Origin of the sequence: Bacillus sp. NPDC094077 (genome assembly GCF_050279465.1) — a bacterium.
Taxonomy (GTDB): domain Bacteria; phylum Bacillota; class Bacilli; order Bacillales; family Bacillaceae_G; genus Bacillus_A.
In genome coordinates this window covers 57,598-76,161 of record NZ_JBNNUF010000003.1, presented here as the reverse complement: position 1 = coordinate 76,161, position 18,564 = coordinate 57,598, and the positions used below count along the sequence as shown (strand labels likewise).

The following is an 18,564-nucleotide window of genomic DNA, read 5'->3' as shown; positions in this document are numbered from 1 at the left end:
TTATTTAAGCTTCAACCGATGGATTTTCAGCAATATTTTTAAATTGTCGTTTGTGCATCCAAGTTAATGAAGCGATTGTTCCAAGTGATAATACAACGATAAAAATCATGAGTATTCCTATGTTTTGCCACATGAAGTTAAAATCACCGCTTGATACGACTGCTTTCAATCCTGATACAGAGTATGTCATCGGTAACCAAGCGTTAAAGTGTTGTAAAAACTTCGGAATCAACTCTAGCGGGAATGTTCCAGCACTTGTTGTCAGCTGCATAATTAATGTTAAGATTGCAATGAAACGGCCCGCATCACCGAATGCTGTTACTAAGCACTGAATTAATGCGATAAACGCTAGACTTGTAACGATGCTAAAGAGTATGAAATATGGAATACTTTGTACTTCTACTCCTAATCCGAATAGTAATATGACATCGGCTACTATTGCTTGAATAATGCCGACTGATAGTAACACGCCAAACTTACTAATAAACCAGCTAAACCCTGATTTTGGAACACCAACTGTATCACGTAATGGGTATACGATCGATAATAGTAGTGCCCCAACGAATAAACCAAGTGATAAAAAGTACGGTGTAAATCCAGTTCCGTAGTTTGGAACTTCCGCCATTTTCTCCGTCTTCACTTTTACAGGACTTGCAAACATATCATACGTTTTATCCGTTCCTTTTACTTCACCTGTTTTTTCTGCCCCTTCACCAAGTTTCTCAGCAAGTTCACCTGATCCATCATTTACTTTTACGAGTCCATTCGTTACTTTTCCGGATCCGTCAGCTAGTTTATTTACTCCATCGATTAGTTGTGTTGAGCCAGTTGACATTTTATTTAGGCCACCATTTAGAGTACCTAATCCAGTTGTTACTTGGCTTGAGCCATCTGCTAATTGATTTATTCCACCGGTCATTTGGCTTGCGCCTACAGATAATGTACCTAAACCACCTGTTACTTTGCTTGAACCGTCTGCTAATTGTGTTATGCCACCTGACATTTGGCTCGCTCCTACCGATAATTGACCTAATCCTGCTGTCACTTTTCCTGATCCACTTTGTAATTGAGTTACTCCATCAATTAATTGAACGGATCCTTCTTTTAATTTATCAGCACCTATTTTTGCATTACCTAAACCTTCACCAAATCCATGAAACTTACTAACAAATTCATTTTGTGCGTTCGTTAGTTTCTCAATACCACTCGTTAAAGTTATAAGCCCTTCTGAATTTGGTAGTTTGTTTTGCATTCCACTTGTCGTTTGATTTATTTCACCTTTTAATTGTTTAACTTCTTCATTTAACTTGTTTGTTCCACCTGCTAATCCAATGGCTTTCTGATGAACTGTCGCTGTACTTTTTGCTGCATTTGTTATATATGGTTGTAACTGCTCTTGATATTCTTTCGGTAAACTCTCGATTTGCTTTTGCAAATTAGCTACATCTTGTGCTGCATTTTTTGCATCTCCTGCTGTTGATTGAGTAAATTCATTTAACTGACTTACATTTTCTCCAGCTCCATCTATTTTCTGATTTACCGTATTTAATATAGTAGGAACTTTCGACTGCATTTCCTCTAAGCCTGCAACAGAATTTTTCACTTTACTATTTAACTCTTGCAAACCCTTTTCAATTTTTTGAGAACCTTTCTCTAAGTCACTTTGTCCTCCAACAAGTTTTTCCATACCAGTTGATAATTCATTCGTTCCTGTTTTTAATTCGCCTGTTTTACTTACTAATGTATTCAAACCCGCTGTTACTTTCTGGGATCCATCTTGTAATTTTCCTATACCAGTCTGCATTTCACCTGTTTTGCTATTTAACGTATTTAAACCATCTGTTACTTTTCCAGATCCATCTTGTAATTTCCCTATACCAGTCTGCATTTCACCTGTTTTGCTATTTAACGTATTTAAACCGGCTGTTACTTTTCCAGACCCATCTATTAATTTATTAGATCCATCTACTAACTTTCCAACTTCATCCTTCATCTCCCCAGACTTCCCTTGCAGCGTATGAAGTCCATCCGTCACTTTACTTGAACCGTCATGCAATTCACTAGATCCGTCATGTAATTTACTTGCCCCGTCTGCTCCATCCGCTAATCCTTTTGAGACGTCTTTAATAGAATCAAACATTTTCTCTGCATATGTTTTCGTTAACGTGCTTGCTACTTCACCTTTCATTTTTTCAATCGCTGTTCCGCCAATTTGTGAAGATAAGAAGTTTAAACTTTCATTTGGAATGTATTCTAAGTTTAATGGTTTCGGGTCGTCTTTTAATAACGTTGTAGCGTTACTTGAGAAGTCATCTGGAATACGTACTAACATATAATACTTTCTGTTTTCCATTCCTTTTTCCGCTTCTTTTTCACTTACAAATTCCCATTTAAAACTTTTATTATCTTTTAAGTTATCAACGAGCCCTTTCCCAACCTCAATCGGTTTTCCATCAAATACTGCCCCTTTATCTAAGTTGACTACCGCAACTGGCAAATCATCTAACTGTTTATACGGATCCCAAAAGGCCCATAAGAACATCCCCGCATATAAAATCGGTACAAACAAAACCGCAATAATTGGAATTAATATTTTTTTACTTTTTATAATCTCAGCAAATTCTTTACGAAATAACTTATACCCTCTCATAATATTTCCCCCTTTGTAAAATGACTAAAATTAAATTCTGGTCATTTTTACCCAAATAAAAAGGCTATACCTGTTCATACATATGCCTTATCCCCGAATTTATTACTATGCAACTTTTTCTCAATATGAACTTACATTTTCTATTATCACCCCCTAAATTAAACATATGACTAATTCGTTCATACAGTCATTTTTTTATGAAATTAAAAGGATTATCTTAATTTGACAATCCTTTTAGTAAATACAGTTCGAATAATTCTGCAATTTTTTCTTTTTCTAGCGGTTCATGATTTTTTTCCCAATCAAAAATAAGCGATACGTATAGGCGAAGCATAATAAATGCTGTAATTTCTGGATCACATTTGCCAATTTCACCTTTTTCAATCGCAATTTCTAAATACGATTGAATAAAAGAAACAATTTCCACATCTACTTGTTGCATTACTTCTTGTACTTCTTTCGTTCCCATATCGCGCTCTTCTTGAATTAATTTAATCATAAGCTGATGTTCTTTTCTAAACTCTAAGATGCTATATAATGCTCTATGTACATTTTCAAAAAATGAAACATCTGAACAAATTGCATTTTCTGCAACCTGCTTCATTTCTGTAATTAAATTAGAAATAATTTCGCCAAATAGCTCTTCTTTATTTTTGAAAAAAGTATAAATCGTTCCTTTTCCTACATTCGCTAACTTCGCTACTTGATCCATCGTTGTTGCTTTATAACCGAACGCTGAAAAAGACTTTGTTGCAGCCTCAATAATAGAACGCTTTCGATCTATCGCCACATCATCACCTCCAAAAATGACCGATTGAATAAAATAGTCAATCGGTACATCTTTGATATTACCACACGCTTACATTCTATACAAGTTCTCTTTTTTAGTTATTCCCAGTTGAAAAAAATTCCAGTCAATTCATATACTACTGTCATAGTGTATCAGAAGGAAAGAGAAAAAGAAAAGGTGTTCTTAAGATATACATCTCAAGGACACCTTTTTATTATTTCAACATAGAAAGCATAATTTTCTCTAACTCTTCTTTATTTACATTCTTATCGAATACCGCTTCTCCTGGCTTCTCTAAACTATGATTAATAATAACGATTTGGTATGCACTATTTTTTCCTTTTGCAGGAACGATCATCTTCATACCTTGTAAATTACTATCCGAGTTATGAGTCGCATAGAATATTTGGTTACCTTCTAATTCGTACTGTTCAATGTTTTCTTCTACAACAAACAAAGCATGGAACGGATCTTTACTTTCTCCAAACACTTGTGATTGATAAGTTGTATAGTTTCCTTTTCCGTTTGTATATTCTAATTCAATAATTAATTCAGGCCTTCTCTTAATAAAAAAACTTACCTTTTCATCCTTCAGATTGTATCCTTCAATTGTGTAAGTTGGCTTCTTAATTTGAAAATCAACATGTTGCTGCGCTTCCTTTGCCGTGTAATTTAAAGATTCGTATACTTTGTCATCAAATGGTTTTGACTGATCATAAAGTGCATATAATTTTTCACGATCAGCTTTTGTTAAACGTTCTTCTCTAAAAAATATTGACTCGTAGTCAGAATCTCTCGGAGCACCTTTTTTCTGTATATTAATAATTTCTTTATATAATTTTATGTACTGTTGGAACTCATCTTTTGTTAAAGCCTTTTCAGCTAAATATAAATAATCTGTCTTTTGTTCATACACTCTTGCTGAATAACGATATTCTTTTTTCGCATTTTCTTCTGTACCAAACAGCATATCTACAGCATTTTGAAAAGCATCATTTGACTGCTCTACCTTATCCTTTTGTTTTTCTTTTCCTTCCGTTGCACGTGCATTGAATAAAGAGAGAGATGCAATAGCAACTATAACAATAACTCCAAGTAAAGAAAGACGATACGATTTCTTTTGGAACTTTTTAATCATAACGATTCTCCTTTTTAATGTTCGTTTATTTCTACTTAAATTTGCTAGGCTTGGTGCTTGATAGGAATAATGTTCTAAAAGGGTAATAATTGTATGACCGTATGCAATTTGCTCCTCTTTATCTATAAAAGTAAGCGCATATGCATCACAGGCTAATTCTTGATCTTCTCGCATACAGAAATAGGCGTACCAAAGAATCGGATTGAACCAATTTAATAGGAGTAAGCTGTACATAATCCAATTTACAGCTACATCGTTTCTCTTAATATGAGCTAACTCATGGTAAAAAACATATTGTAATTGTTGCTCATTTAATACTTTCATATGTTTTTTTGATAGTAATACTTTCGGGCGAAAGAAACTGAAAACAGTTGGGCTCGCAATCTTTCCCGCTAGACGTAATGAAACTGCCTTCTTCATTTTCATAGACTGCTTACAGCGATTAAACACTGTAACGACCTGTTCATCCATAATATCCGGTTGTTTCTTTATGTAAGAATATAAACGTCTATTTGTAATAAACGTTATGACTGCTAATACGATTACCCCAGCTAGCCAAACATATAGAGCAATTTTGTATAAAGAAAATGTAGTCTGTTGTTCCGCACTCGTACTTACTTTCTGTTCGCTATTTTTTGTCACAGTTTCAGAATTTGATTCTAATTCCACTGTCTGTTTCATCTCGTTATTCACTGTATTCTCAGGCGAAGATGTATTTTTTTGAATAACTTCCGATACACTAGAACTATAGGAAAGTAGTGAATAAATGCTATAAGAACTATCCGGTGACCATGGTAAAAGGAGTCTTATCATTAGTACGATCCACAGCATATATTGCCACCGGGGCGTTAACTTATTTCTAAATAGCACTTTTATACATAAAATAAATCCAACTAATATACTGGCCATAAGTGACGTTTCTATAAGCCAATCAAAAAAATGAGGAAGGTATACCTTTATAATCATGTCTATCATTGTTATCTATCCTTCCTCTTATTCTCCTCTGTCTTTTCATCTAAAATACGTTTTAGTTCATTAATATCTTCTGAAGACAATTTTTCCTCTTTTAAAAAATTAACAAGTAATGGCTTAAACGCAGCACCGCAAAAACGCTTTAGCAAAGATTTTGTTTCAACTTGTAAATAATTATCTTGTGATACTAACGGATAATAAGCATACATACGCCCTTTATCTTGATGGTAAGAAACAGCTTCCTTTTGTACTAACCGGTTAATTAATGTACGGATTGTTTTCGGTTTCCAGTCCATTGCATCTTCGAGTTCTTCTATAATTTCATTCGCTGTTTGTGGAGAGTTAGACCAAAGTACTTTCATAATTTCTAATTCAGCTTCAGATATTTTAGGTAATTGATTTGTCATAGTATATTTCACTCCTTCGGATTACATTTGTAATCTATAATTAAGATTACAAATGTAATACTTAATTGTCAACCATATTTTAGAAATAGACCTTTTTTCACCTCATCGATAAACCTTACTTAACAACAACAAAATTTCTCTTTTTCTAATAATCAAATAAAAAAACAAGAAAATCTTTACAATTAATAGTAATATAGAAAATAGACAAGTTTATCAAAATAGTGGAGGCTTTTTCAGTCATGATGCGTGCGCTTCGTTTAAGTATAAAGCAAGCTTTTTGTAATCGTGTTTCTTTAATTATTATGTTTAGTGGATTAGCTCTTATCTCTATCTATCATTATTATTATGTAATTCGTTATATTGGAGACGGAACGAATGAATTTATAACAACAGCTTTTAAATGGATTGGATTTCGGGGTAACGAAATGGATGTTTATTTATTATTAATGCCAGTTATTGCGAGTCTCCCCTTTAGTACAAGTTACAACTCGGATAAGTCAGATGGTTTTAAGCAATTTATAAGTAAAGAAATTTCTTTATTTCCTTATTCAGTAACGAAATATATCGTTACATTTTTTTGCGGAGGACTTCTTTATACGTTCCCATTCATTTTATCGTTATTATTTTGCAAATTAACCATTCCAAATGGCGCACCCGCAGTGGGTTCAGGCGTTATAAATGAAAACGGGATGTTCGCAAACTTATATTACGATTCTCCCATCACTTATATTTCTGTATATATTGGAATTAATTTTTTATTTGCAGGTTTAATGGCTCTTTTAGGACTTGCTGTATCTGCATGGTCACAAAAGGACTACATGGCGATTCTGTTTCCATTTGCCGTTACCTCCATTCCTTACGTCCTGCTAAATACGATATTCCCTACAATAGGTGGAGCACCTATTCATTTATATGATCCAAAGCAACCGTTGCATGGCATGTCACCCTACATTTTAACGATGCAATGTGCATTCTTCTTCCTCGTTAGCTTAGTTATGTATATAAAAGGAGTGGAGCGAGATAAAAAACGGTACAAAAGAAGACTGCAAAGAAGAGATCGATGTAGAAAAGCGTTTCAAGCATAAAAAAAGCCTAATTTCCTCATGTCATCTTGGAAATTGGGCTTTTCTATTCATTTACGGCGTACCAGCCAATCCCCATAAAATAACAACTGTTGCAAAATAAATCGCTTTAACAGCTATTACTAAACATAACGAAATAATTGCATATTTACTTAACTCTCTTCCTGCACCTATTAAAGTAAAAATAACTGCCAAGCTAAACGTTATATAGGACGCTGCTGTATTTATTAAGTTATACGTAATGTCTAAATTTTGCGTGAGCCCTGTTATATCAGCTACAAATTGAAGCATGACGATCGTACTAAAAAAAATTGCGAGCTGATTCATTAATTTTCCATTTATAAATGCTTGCATATTTGACCTCCTTGTCAAATAAAACTAAATATTCAATTAATTCTATCATAAAACTAAAAAATATTACCTATAATCCCTAAGAAATCGGTTATATACTATTCATTTATCTTGCAATCTCTTTTCATAAAATAAAAGAACGCTTAGTTACCTAAGCGTTCCCCCTACTTTAAGAAGCCTTTTTCAAATCGATTTGAGCAAGTACTGGGTCGTGGTCACTGACACGTCCGTGCTCTTTCATAATGTTTGAGTTTAAATGTACAGGGTCTACAATTGTGTGCGGTGCGATGTTGTTTGTTACTAAAATATGATCTAACACTTGTGCATTCCCTTCATGAATATACGTATAGCGGTTCTCTTTTGGCACTGTGTTTAACATATCTTTTAAGATTGTTCCTTGCAGTGCTTCTAGTGGTTTAGAGAATTCGAAATCGTTCATATCCCCTAAGACAACAACTGGTGCATTCGCATTCTTTTCTTGAATTCCTTGTACGAAATGATTTACTTCTTGTGCTAATTGAATTCGTTTTTCTTCACTCTTTAATACGAGCGGCTGTACTTTTCCAAATGGCGTTGCATCTCCTAGTTTTGAGTTTAAGTGATTTGCGATGACAGCAACGTTTTGTCCTTGGAACGTAAATTCTGCTGCTAACGGTTTACGTGTGCTTTCAAATAATGGATTTTCGTCCCCAATGCGAACTACCTTTTTATCCAGTAACTTTGGCACTGCCGCTAATTTCACACGTGATGGGTTATAGAAGAAACCGACACGAATATTAGCTCCTGGTGCTCCGCCGTCTTGATTGTTATTCGGAGCAATTTCTACATACTCATACTTCGGTCCGCGAATTTCTAAAACCGCATCAATGATACGTTGTGCGCTTAAAGAAGCATCTGTTGTACCGTCATTAATCGTTCCGTTATTATCTTGCATTTCCTCTACACCGATAATATCTGGCATTTTCAAATTGTATTTAATAGAATACGCTAACGCTTTTACTTTTTCATCCGTTGTTTCTTTTTTATTCGCTGAGAAGTTTTCAATGTTATATGTAGCAACTGTTAACTTATCAAGACGCGGTTGAATGTTTGCCCCTACTTGCTTAAACCCACCGTCCACTACAGTTGGTAATTCAGTTACTGGTGAAATGCGGTAAGAACCGTAATCATATCCTACTACCCCTGTTATATCTCCAGTGAAAGCATCTCCTACTTTTGCTACATAATCACGAGGTACCTTCACAGAAAGACGCTCAGGATTTAATTGATTTTCATCTAAAAGAGGTGTGCCATATTTCGTTACTAATTTATCTCCGCCATTTTTTACTGTTACATATAAATTCCCGTTTTTCTGTGGTGCAATAATTTTTGGCGTTGGCATCGTAACGCGCATACCTTCTATACTTTCATAAAAATCGATTGCATCTTCATTCGGATCAAATAAACCGAATGCATCATTATCGATAATTTGGTCAGGGATTTTCACACCGTTTTCTCCAAGTACAATCGGTGCTGGTAAAGCTTGATCTTTTGCGATTACAGCAATGCGACTCGCCTTAATTTCCGTCGTCGTTAAGTCTGTTTCAAATCGCTCTGCATATCCAGGTCCAACATATTCTTCTACTACTCCATCAACTTGAATAAGATCTCCTACCGCTACATTCGCATCTTTTTTGTATACGTAAATACCTTCTGAAGTAGCTGGATCCTTATCCGGCTGATTATCTTCTATATAAAAACCATTTTTATCAAGCGCTGTTACAACGCCTTCCACATTGTTTACTTTCTTCCCGTTGTAAGGAGAAATATGTGATTTCCCTTGAATATCATGAATACGAACTGGTTCATTGTTTACGATAATAAATGAAAATGTCGAAACCGCTGAAGAAGTAAGGCCTTCTTTTTCTGCGATTGCTTTCACTACACTATTTTCATTCACTATAATTCGTCCGTTATAACGAACGCTTTTATTTGTAGGATTAGAGCCGTCTAACGTATAGTAGATTGTTGCTCCTTCTGTCTTCGTCGTTAATGTTACCGCTGTTCCTTTAGCGACTTCTCCGCCGTTTGGTGAAGCTACTACATCGCTCACACGGTTTTGTTCTTCCCCTTGAAACTTATAAGCTGTTACTGATTTTAAACCTGGGCTACTAAAATATAATTCAAGAGTCCCAGTTAATTGAATTTTCTTCCCGATATTTTCAGGGTGATCTTTCACATTTACTGCCGATCTCACATCGCCTTTTGGCAACTGAACAGGCATGATTTTGTCTGGATTCGTTTCGTTTGGCGAATCAGCAATTGCCACATTTGTGTCATCAAACTTAGATGGATCCTTCGTGTATTTAGAAGGACTTTGCGTATATCCGACAATATATCCTTCCACTATCCCCTTTATTTTCCCTTGCTGTTTGAATACTTGAATTGCTTTTTCTACTGACATAGAAGTATTTTCTTCTGCTTGCGCTAAAGTTCCAGTAAATGAAAGCAATAGCATCAATGATAAAACGACACTTAACAATTTCTTCACAGCCATTTCCTCTCCCTATTTCATATTTTCTCAGCATGTCTATCATAACAAATGATTCGTTATATAGAATGATATTTCGACAAGTTTTACAAAAAATTAATCTCAGCTATATGTTTAAAACAAAAAATTACTTATGTTAAAAGCAGATGGAATATGGAAGGTACAAACACCCATTTCCCAATAAAAAACCTACCACTTCTTTAGGAAATGGTAGGTTTTTATACATTCAGAGCCTCTCGTTCATATTCTACTATTTTTTCAATATGTGATAACACACGCTTCGCCGCCAAATCCCCTTGATCGATACAGTCCGGAAGACCAGAACCAGCGTAAGAACTACCTGCCAAGTATACACCTGGCAACTCTTTTTCCATAAATGTTATGAGTTTCTTCATTCGCTCTTTATGGCCTACCGTATATTGAGGCATCGCTTCTTTCCAGCGGCTTACGATTGTAAACTCTGGATCCTCTGTAATATCCATCGTCTTTTGTAAGTCTTCTAGTACGAGCTGAACGAGTTCTTCTTCTGTTTGTTCTACAACCGCTTCATCACCAGATCGTCCAACGTAACAACGAAGAAGTGTTTTTCCTTCTGGCGTTGTATGTGGCCATTTTTTATGTGTCCACGTACAGGCTGTAATCGTGTAATCGCTATTTCTTGATACGACAAATCCTGTACCATCAATATCGCGCTGAATGGCCGATTTCGGGAAAGCAAGTGCCACATTCGCAACTGATGTGGACGGAATGTTACGGAAGAAACGAAATTGCTTGTACTGAGCAAACATAGATGGCAACGCTTTATGCGAGGTTGCCACTACGATTGCATCTGCTTCTATTTCTTTTCCGTTACTAAGAGTAATCACATAGCCATCATCACATTTTACAACTTTTTCAATGCGGGTTCCCTTCATTATCGTACCTTCATGCATCTTCACTTCGAGAGATTCTACTATAGATTCTAAACCTGTTTTCACTGTTTGGAAGATTCCCTTTTTCGGTTCAGCCTTCTCTTCTTTCGGAGCGAGCGTACGCATGCCAAGCGAGATACTACGATGCTTTTGCTCAATTTGATATATTTGCGGAAATGTAGACATTAAGCTCATTTCATCAATATCACCAGCATAAATACCAGATAATAATGGTTCTATTAAATTTTCAACCACTTCGTTTCCAAGGCGATGTCTGAAAAACTGCCCGAGTGATTGGTCAGATACTGGCTTTGATCTAGGCATTAACAGGTCAAAACCAGCTCTTAATTTACCAATTGGGGAGAACAATCCGGAAAATAGAAACGGAGTAATCTGCGTTGGAATTCCCATCATTGATCCGCTCGGCATTTTATGTAACCGATTATTTACAAGGACGAATGATTGACCGGTCGTATTCTCTACAATTTCATCGCCAAGGCCTAATTCTCTCACTAATCTAGATGCGCTTTCTTTTCTTGCTAAGAAAGAATCCGGTCCGCGTTCAATTGTAAATCCATCTTTTCGAACGGTTTGAATTTTCCCGCCAAGTTTACCCGACGCTTCTATAAGTAATGTATCTATCGGCAAGTTCTTTTCATGAATTTCTTTTTGCAAGTTATACATTGCTGTTAATCCAGTGATGCCACCGCCGACGATCACAACTTTTTTCCTCAAATAGGCTCCCCCTTTCTTCTTACAATACAGATTCTTTTTTCTTTAATACAACATCGGTTAAGCAATCAATAAATGCGTCAGACGCGTTTGGCATTTCTGGACGATAATATTTCGCGCCAATTTCATCCGTTACAACTTTACACTCAAAGTCGTTGTCATATAAAACCTCTAAATGTTCAGCAACAAATCCAACTGGTGCATATACGAATGAAGTATAGCCGTACTTTTCATTTAATTCTCTCGTTAAATCTTGTACGTCCGGCCCAATCCAAGGGTCTGGCGTGTTTCCAGCACTTTGCCAACCAACTGCATAGTTTGCTACTTCCGCACCTCGTGCAATATAATCAGCTGTTTCATTTAATTGTTCTGGATATGGATCGCCCAGTGCGATAATTTTCTCAGGTAAACTGTGAGCAGATACGATTAATACTGCTTTTTCACGTTCAGCTTCTGACATACCGTTATATATACCTTTCACTGCATCGACCCAGTACTGAATGAATTTCGGTTCTTTATACCAGCTATCGATGCCATGAATTGTTAAGTTTCCAAGTTTCTCAGCTTCTTCTTGTGCTCGTCCTACATACGACTTCACGCTAAATGTGGAATAATGAGGCGCAAGAACAAGTGCAATTGCATCTTGTATTCCGTCGTTATGCATATCTTTCACTGCATCTTCAATAAACGGCTCAATATGTTTTAAACCAAGATACATATGGTACTCTATTTCATCTTGCACTTCATTTAAACGCGTCTCTAACTTCTTAGCTTGCTCTAATGTAATAGTAGCTAAAGGAGAAATACCACCAATTGCACGGTAACGCTCTGTTAAATCTTCTAGCATTTCAGGACTTGGCTTTCTTCCTCTGCGAATATGTGTATAGTAACGTTCAATATCTTCTTCTTTATATGGCGTTCCGTATGCCATTACAAGCAAACCAATTTTCTTTTTCATACAGCAATTCTCCTTTACTTCGCTAACTGCCCTTTAGAGTATTCATGAATAAATGTAGTTAATTGTTTTAATGTATCTGGATTTACTTCTGGGAATACACCGTGACCTAAGTTAAATACGTAACCTGGTTGTTTCATCCCTTGATCTAAAATACCTTTTACATGTTCTTCAATTACAGACCAAGGCGCTAATAAGAACGAAGGGTCCATATTTCCTTGTACCGCCTTATGAACACCGCGTGCACGCGCTTCTTCGATCGGTAAACGCCAGTCTAAACCTACAACATCAAGAGGTAAGTCATGCCATTCATTCACTAAGTGTCCTGCACCTACACCATGCATAATCATCGGCACACCCATCGTGCGAACTTCTGCGAAAATACGCTCCATCGCTGGTTTAATAAATACGCGATAATCTGCTACATTTACTGTTCCAACCCAAGAATCGAAAATTTGAACTGCTTTTGCTCCTGCGTTAATTTGCGCTTTTAAATATGTAATAACCATATCTGCTAGCTTATCCATTAAAGCGAACCAAGCTTTCGGCTCTGCGTACATGAATGCTTTCGTATTATGGTAGTTGCGAGATGGACCGCCTTCAATCATATAGCTCGCTAACGTAAATGGAGCTCCTGAAAAACCGATTAACGGTACATCTAACATTTCTGTCGTTAATAAACGAATCGTATCTAGTATGTACGGTACGTCATCTTCTGGATTGATTTCCCCTAGTTTTTCTACGTCTTGTAAAGAACGGATTGGATTATCAATAACTGGGCCAATGCCTGATTTAATTTCTACATCCACACCAATTGCAGGTAGTGGTGACATAATATCTTTATAAAGAATTGCTGCGTCTACGTTATATTGATCAACTGGCAACTTTGTAACGTAAGCACATAACTCTGGATTGTGTGTAATTTCAAATAAAGAATACTTTTCTTTTATCTTTCTATATTCCGGCTGCGAACGACCTGCTTGACGCATATACCATGCTGGTACATACTCTGTACGTTCCCCCCTACATGCTTTTAAAAATGTCTCATTTATATTTCTTACCAAGACCCTTGCTCCCTTCCTTACCAATGCTTCGAATACGTTCGATATTTATCTTTTTTTACTATACAGCTTGTAAAAACAAAATGCATAATATTATGTACGTTGTTCATGAAATTGACACAAAGATTTGTAAAACCGCTTACCATTTTCGCAACATTCTTATTATAGCACAGAGAAAAACTATGGTTTAGCTACTTTTGACTTTTCTCCTTCACGATTCGTTTGTGTGTTATATGGCACAACGTAAAAGCTCGGTTTTGAAAATATGTTAATAAACTTTTCCTCATATTCTCCAGCACCTGTTACAGTGCCTACATGCGTATGAATCCCGTTCTCCACTCTATAGATTCGATACATAATTCTTTCATCTGGCAATGGTGTCCAGCTTAATTTTGCTTTAAATAAACCGAAAGGACTAAACGATAGTTTCATTTTTACATCTTCAATCTTGCGCAGCCGAATTGGAGCACCGATTGTTTCCACACCTTCTGGCTTCAGAAACTTCTCTTTATGTTCTACATTTGCCTTCGTTAAAATTTTCTTAAATAATTTCGTCGCAGACGCACTTTCTCCTTGTAACTGATGTTCTTTATCTGTGCGGTCATAACCAATCCAAACAGCACCTACTAAATTCGGTGTATACCCGACGAACCACATATCTCTTGCACCGTTCTCATCATTAGGAATTGAAGTGGTACCCGTTTTTCCGGCTAGTGCTCCATTGTACACACCCGCTTTCGCCGTTCCTTCCTTCACAACTCCTTCTAACATTTTCGTCATATACCATGCCGTTTGTTTTGAGAAAATATTCGTTTCTACTTTTGGCGATTCCCCCATGACTGCGCCGTGTCTATTTAACACTTTATCAATAACGTGCGGCTCAATAATATTACCATTTGCTAAAAATGCACGATACATTTTCACAAGGTCCAATGTTGAAACGCCATTTTTTAGCCCGCCAAGCGCTGTACTTAAACCAGCATCTGCAATATGAACATTACCTCTCTCTAAATATTGCTTTCCTTCTTCTACCCCTAACTCATTTAATAAAGAAACTGCCGGTACGTTTGCAGACTCTAAAATCGCATCATACATCGTCATTTCTTTCGTATACTCATGATTGTAATTTCGAGGTTCATAGCCTTCAAAAGAACTTTTCTCATTCGTTAATAAAGAATATGGATTATACTTTTTCGTTTCTAGCGCTGGCGCATAGACGATCAGTGGTTTTAAAACAGAACCCGGTTGCCTTTTTGCAAAAACACGATTAAACCCTCTCGGGACGTACTTTCTTCCGCCAATCGCTGCTTTAATTCCACCCGTACGATTATCCATTAATAAAAATGCACCTTGCGCCCCTTCTTCTTTACCAGGGAAATTTTTCGCATCTTGAAACTGGTTATACGCTACCTTCTGAATCTTTTCATCCATCGGTACGACAAACGTATATCCACCGCGAAGCACTTCTTGATGAGACAACCCATATAAACGAGCTGCTTCATCTATGACCATATCAATATACGGCATATATGCGAGATTATTCTCATCTAAGTTTTTATAAAGAGCAATGGTCTTTCCTTGATAACGAACGCTTTCCTCTGCAGTTAAATAGCCTTGTTTATGCATAAGTGACAATACGAGATCACGACGCTCTTTACTCTTATCTGGTGATAAGTACGGTGAATATCCGTTTGGTGATTTCGGAAGACCTGCAAGCATTGCCCCTTCTTCTACTGTTAAATCCTCTACATTTTTATTAAAATACAACTTTGCTGCCGCTTGAATACCATAAGCCCCATGACCAAAATAAATATGATTCATATACATTTCAAGAATTTGCTGCTTCGTATATTTTTGCTCTAGTTGAAGGGAAATTGCGACTTCCTTCAATTTGCGCGTAAATGTTTTTTCACGATTTAAAAAGACATTTTTAGCTAGTTGCTGCGTAATAGTACTACCGCCCTCTACCTTTTCACCAGCTAACGTATCTTTATAGAGAGCCCGAAATATAGACGGATAATCAATTCCTTGATGCTCATAAAAACGAGAATCTTCCACCGCAACAAACGCCTGCTGCACATACTTTGGAATTTGTTCAATCGGTACGAGTTCTCTATTTTCTACGTATAATTTCGTAATTTCTTTTCCTTTCTGGTCAACGATACGTGATGAAGAGTGGAAAACGAGCTGCTTTTCATCCATCATATAGCCACCAGCTAACACAATAAGTTTATAAAGTACAATTGCTACTACAAACGTTGCGACGCCGCCTAATAAAGTCCACTTTATTTTCTTCATACATCGGCCTTCTTTCCAAATGATGGTACATTTATTATTTGGAAAAGAATTATCTTTATGTATATAATCTTCGAAGTTTTTCTAAGGAGTTGATATAATAGAAACAAACTATTAAGGGGGCATTAAAATGAAGGCTATTATTTCATACGAAACACCTCTAGAACAAGCACATTTCACTGCAAAAAATGATGAGAAAAATATGTTTTATAAAGAAAATACAGAAGAATCTGTAGAAGGTTCATTTCAGTATGATGTACTAGACGCTGTTGGCGAATTTAAAGGACAACCTGGCTATATCGTTTGTAACAACATTTCTGTAACAGACGAAGGTCGCCCAGTATTTGAAAACCGTTTTAAAAACCGAGCTGGCCTAATCGAAAACGAACCAGGCTTCCAAGCGATCCGCGTTCTTCGCCCATTAAGTAATGATACATACGTCATTTTAACGATGTGGGAGACAGAGCAAAACTTTAAAGACTGGACGGAATCACGTTCATTCGAAAATGCTCATAAAAAACGTCCTGCACAAGCGGAGGGACAAACTCAGGCACATCCACATGCGGAACAGCAAAAAAGCATTTTCTCTCGTCCATCTTTTGTGACTACTTTTGATGTGTTAGTTTAGGTTTTGAGTACGTGGTTCGGGGTACGGAGACCACGGTACATGAAATTATATTAGCGATTTTTCAAATTTATCGACCACAACTTAAAATATATCAGCGATTTTTTCATTTTATCGGCGATTCGACAGAGAATATCGACTTATCGACAAATCACGACACACAAAAAGGAAACACCACTACACACCGGTGTTTCCTTTTTCTTTGTACCAATTATATATACGAAGTGCATCTTCTTTACGCATATGCTTCACTTTATATCTATGCCCCGCTACTGCTACCGCGGCTGTACACAACTCATCCTTCTTTTGAAAATACGATTGATTGTATCCTACTACTTGAACGTGCCTTCTGCGCATCATTCCTGTGTATTTCGCAAGACCTCGGTACACCATCGTTAATTGATTTTCTCTCATCATATAACCGCCGCTTGTATAACAATTGTATGCAAGTATTGTAAATACGATACATAGGGGTATAAGAGTGAATAACGCAATATATTGCTTAAAATATATACTCGCACCGACAATCGGCACAGCGAGCACAACACTTGTAATCCAGCCCATAATGACGTAACGGCGCAATGCCGTTTTTGGTAAATGGACCATTTCCTCTTCTATTTCATACGGCAACTGTAAATAAGAAAGTAACTGCTGTACATCTTTTTTCTTCATAAAAGGATGTAACATCACTTCATTCCCTGCTGCTTCTATACTTTGAATGACTTCCACTTCGACAGAGCAATAACCGAAAGGTTGACGGAGAATTCCTTCTTTCACAGTAATCGCTTGAATGCGGTGTAGTTTTAAGACAAACTCTTTCTTTTCAAATAACCCTTGAACGATACGAATTTCATTTCCGTTTCTCTCAATTTTAAAGTTCGCGTATTTTAACGCATAGCCGGCCGTAGAAATGACCCACGAAATTGCCATTAAAATCGCGGCCATAACGATTAATTCATATACACCGTTATCCATCACATACGCTTCCACTTTATTTATAAGCCATTTTGGAAGAAATTGATTAAACTCCGAGTAAATAAGAAGTAGCCCAGAAAATACTAATCCAAATTTACCGGATGTTATAGATGCTACTAAAATCTCTTTCATCGTTAACTGATACACCGTCTTACTTTCTTCTGCTGCGGGTGCTTCTTCACTCACAACGCTTCTTTCTTTATGTAATAAGGAAATTAGTTCCTTCGCTTCCTCTTCTTTAATACCAGCTAACATCACTTCTGGCTCACTACCGCCGCCCGCTACTTCTATATTTAATTTCATAAGTCCAAGTATTTGATAAATGACGTTAGAAGACGTACTAATATTTTGCACACGGTCTTTATTTAAATAACTTTCCTTCTTAACGAATACACCATGTTTTATATGTACAATATTATTTTCAACCCAGTACACTTTAAAATACCATTTTACAGCTGAAAAAATAGCCATAATAAATAATAGAGCCCAAAGAACAAGATGAAATAAATACCAAGGTTTCACTTCACCATCTGAGCGAAATAGGACAAGAAAAATAAAAGGCAACAAAGTCGCAATTCGAATACCTAATAAGATCGTAATCGGATGTTGCCTCTTATACATCCTCATCACTCACCTTCGCAAGTTCTCCAATTTTTCTTTTCAACTGTTCTGCTTCTTCTTTCGTTAAACCTGGAATACTGTGAGAAGTTGCTGCTGTTGAAATGTGCAATTCTGCTAAATTATACTTTCTCATAATCGGTCCTTGTTCAATCGTAACATGCTGCACACGGATCATCGGAATAAGTACGCGCTTAACAACAAACATACCCTTTTGAATTTCAATCTCTTCTTCATTTAATCTGTAACTATAATAACGCTGACGTAAATTTGGAAACACAAAATAATCAAGCGGGATAAATGTAATAGCGCCTGTTACTAACAATCCGAACAACCAGCCCCACCAGTTAAAATTAATCATAAAAAAGAAATACGCAATTACGACTGCTAGTATAACCGCCGCCCCAATTAAAGCGTGAATCCTCCACACTTTTAGCATATTAGCATGAATCTCCCTTTCTAACGGCTGCAT

14 protein-coding genes are annotated in these 18,564 nt (G+C 36.5%); 2 read left to right on the top strand and 12 right to left on the bottom strand.

Translation table 11 applies throughout. From position 1 onward, the window contains the following. Window positions 1–4 precede the first annotated feature (4 nt). From ACQKNR_RS09040 to ACQKNR_RS09025, 4 genes are all read right to left on the bottom strand, one after another. Window positions 5–2,650 (bottom strand): YhgE/Pip family protein, encoded by a 2,646-nt coding sequence (locus ACQKNR_RS09040; RefSeq protein ID WP_427317161.1) that lies wholly within the window; start codon window positions 2,648–2,650, stop codon window positions 5–7. A 217-nt stretch (window positions 2,651–2,867) separates the two neighbouring features. Then, window positions 2,868–3,440, bottom strand: coding sequence for a TetR/AcrR family transcriptional regulator (locus tag ACQKNR_RS09035; protein ID WP_427317159.1), 573 nt, complete (start codon window positions 3,438–3,440; stop codon window positions 2,868–2,870). A 214-nt stretch (window positions 3,441–3,654) separates the two neighbouring features. Further along, a complete protein-coding gene (locus tag ACQKNR_RS09030; RefSeq protein ID WP_427317157.1) occupies window positions 3,655–5,553 on the bottom strand; it encodes a M56 family metallopeptidase in 1,899 nt (632 codons plus the stop codon). A 2-nt stretch (window positions 5,554–5,555) separates the two neighbouring features. After that, window positions 5,556–5,957 (bottom strand): BlaI/MecI/CopY family transcriptional regulator, encoded by a 402-nt coding sequence (locus ACQKNR_RS09025; protein WP_000184503.1) that lies wholly within the window; start codon window positions 5,955–5,957, stop codon window positions 5,556–5,558. 239 nt (window positions 5,958–6,196) lie between these two features. On the opposite strand from ACQKNR_RS09025, the gene ACQKNR_RS09020 reads away from it, so the two are divergent. Continuing rightward, the gene (locus tag ACQKNR_RS09020) at window positions 6,197–7,042 is read left to right on the top strand and encodes a hypothetical protein (RefSeq protein WP_427317155.1); all 846 of its coding nucleotides are present in this window, start codon (window positions 6,197–6,199) and stop codon (window positions 7,040–7,042) included. 51 nt (window positions 7,043–7,093) lie between these two features. Here the strand turns inward: ACQKNR_RS09020 and ACQKNR_RS09015 are convergent, their stop codons facing one another. The 6 genes from ACQKNR_RS09015 to ACQKNR_RS08990 form a co-directional block, all read right to left on the bottom strand. Beyond that, on the bottom strand, window positions 7,094–7,393 hold the full coding sequence (locus ACQKNR_RS09015; protein ID WP_427317153.1) for a hypothetical protein: 300 nt from the start codon (window positions 7,391–7,393) through the stop codon (window positions 7,094–7,096). A gap of 166 nt (window positions 7,394–7,559) precedes the next feature. Then, entirely contained in the window at window positions 7,560–9,926 is a 2,367-nt protein-coding gene (locus ACQKNR_RS09010) for a DUF6359 domain-containing protein (RefSeq protein ID WP_427317151.1), read from the bottom strand. Between the two features lie 212 nt (window positions 9,927–10,138). Further along, window positions 10,139–11,566: a protoporphyrinogen oxidase gene (gene hemY / locus ACQKNR_RS09005; RefSeq protein ID WP_427317150.1), complete on the bottom strand. Its 1,428-nt coding sequence runs from the start codon at window positions 11,564–11,566 to the stop codon at window positions 10,139–10,141. Window positions 11,567–11,585: 19 nt separating this feature from the next. Next, window positions 11,586–12,521 carry a ferrochelatase gene (hemH, locus tag ACQKNR_RS09000; protein WP_427317148.1) on the bottom strand — a complete coding sequence of 312 codons (936 nt, stop codon included), beginning with the start codon at window positions 12,519–12,521 and terminating at the stop codon, window positions 11,586–11,588. Between the two features lie 14 nt (window positions 12,522–12,535). Further along, window positions 12,536–13,582: a uroporphyrinogen decarboxylase gene (hemE, locus tag ACQKNR_RS08995; RefSeq protein ID WP_193411727.1), complete on the bottom strand. Its 1,047-nt coding sequence runs from the start codon at window positions 13,580–13,582 to the stop codon at window positions 12,536–12,538. A 177-nt stretch (window positions 13,583–13,759) separates the two neighbouring features. Next, a complete protein-coding gene (locus ACQKNR_RS08990; protein WP_427317146.1) occupies window positions 13,760–15,877 on the bottom strand; it encodes a transglycosylase domain-containing protein in 2,118 nt (705 codons plus the stop codon). 127 nt (window positions 15,878–16,004) lie between these two features. Between ACQKNR_RS08990 and hmoB the strand changes: the two genes are divergently transcribed. After that, complete coding sequence (hmoB, locus tag ACQKNR_RS08985; protein WP_427317144.1) at window positions 16,005–16,502, top strand: heme-degrading monooxygenase HmoB; 498 nt, start codon at window positions 16,005–16,007, stop codon at window positions 16,500–16,502. 174 nt (window positions 16,503–16,676) lie between these two features. On the opposite strand, the gene ACQKNR_RS08980 is transcribed toward hmoB, so the two are convergent. Together ACQKNR_RS08980 and ACQKNR_RS08975 are read right to left on the bottom strand one after the other, a co-directional pair. Beyond that, the gene (locus tag ACQKNR_RS08980; protein WP_427317143.1) at window positions 16,677–18,095 is read right to left on the bottom strand and encodes a PH domain-containing protein; all 1,419 of its coding nucleotides are present in this window, start codon (window positions 18,093–18,095) and stop codon (window positions 16,677–16,679) included. Continuing rightward, on the bottom strand, window positions 18,088–18,564 hold the full coding sequence (locus ACQKNR_RS08975; protein ID WP_427317141.1) for a PH domain-containing protein: 477 nt from the start codon (window positions 18,562–18,564) through the stop codon (window positions 18,088–18,090). Before ACQKNR_RS08975 ends, ACQKNR_RS08980 begins: the two co-directional genes overlap by 8 nt.

Excerpts from the sequence above, each read along its gene's own strand:
- ACQKNR_RS09025 (WP_000184503.1), bottom strand. The coding sequence starts at position 5,957 with ATGACAAATCAATTACCTAAAATATCTGAAGCTGAATTAGAAATTATG.
- ACQKNR_RS08990 (WP_427317146.1), bottom strand. The coding sequence starts at position 15,877 with ATGAAGAAAATAAAGTGGACTTTATTAGGCGGCGTCGCAACGTTTGTA.
- ACQKNR_RS09015 (WP_427317153.1), bottom strand. The coding sequence starts at position 7,393 with ATGCAAGCATTTATAAATGGAAAATTAATGAATCAGCTCGCAATTTTT.
- ACQKNR_RS08975 (WP_427317141.1), bottom strand. The coding sequence starts at position 18,564 with ATGCAGCCGTTAGAAAGGGAGATTCATGCTAATATGCTAAAAGTGTGG.
- hmoB (WP_427317144.1), top strand. The coding sequence starts at position 16,005 with ATGAAGGCTATTATTTCATACGAAACACCTCTAGAACAAGCACATTTC.
- hemH (WP_427317148.1), bottom strand. The coding sequence starts at position 12,521 with ATGAAAAAGAAAATTGGTTTGCTTGTAATGGCATACGGAACGCCATAT.
- ACQKNR_RS09030 (WP_427317157.1), bottom strand. The coding sequence starts at position 5,553 with ATGATAGACATGATTATAAAGGTATACCTTCCTCATTTTTTTGATTGG.
- ACQKNR_RS08980 (WP_427317143.1), bottom strand. The coding sequence starts at position 18,095 with ATGTATAAGAGGCAACATCCGATTACGATCTTATTAGGTATTCGAATT.
- ACQKNR_RS09010 (WP_427317151.1), bottom strand. The coding sequence starts at position 9,926 with ATGGCTGTGAAGAAATTGTTAAGTGTCGTTTTATCATTGATGCTATTG.
- ACQKNR_RS09040 (WP_427317161.1), bottom strand. The coding sequence starts at position 2,650 with ATGAGAGGGTATAAGTTATTTCGTAAAGAATTTGCTGAGATTATAAAA.
- ACQKNR_RS09020 (WP_427317155.1), top strand. The coding sequence starts at position 6,197 with ATGATGCGTGCGCTTCGTTTAAGTATAAAGCAAGCTTTTTGTAATCGT.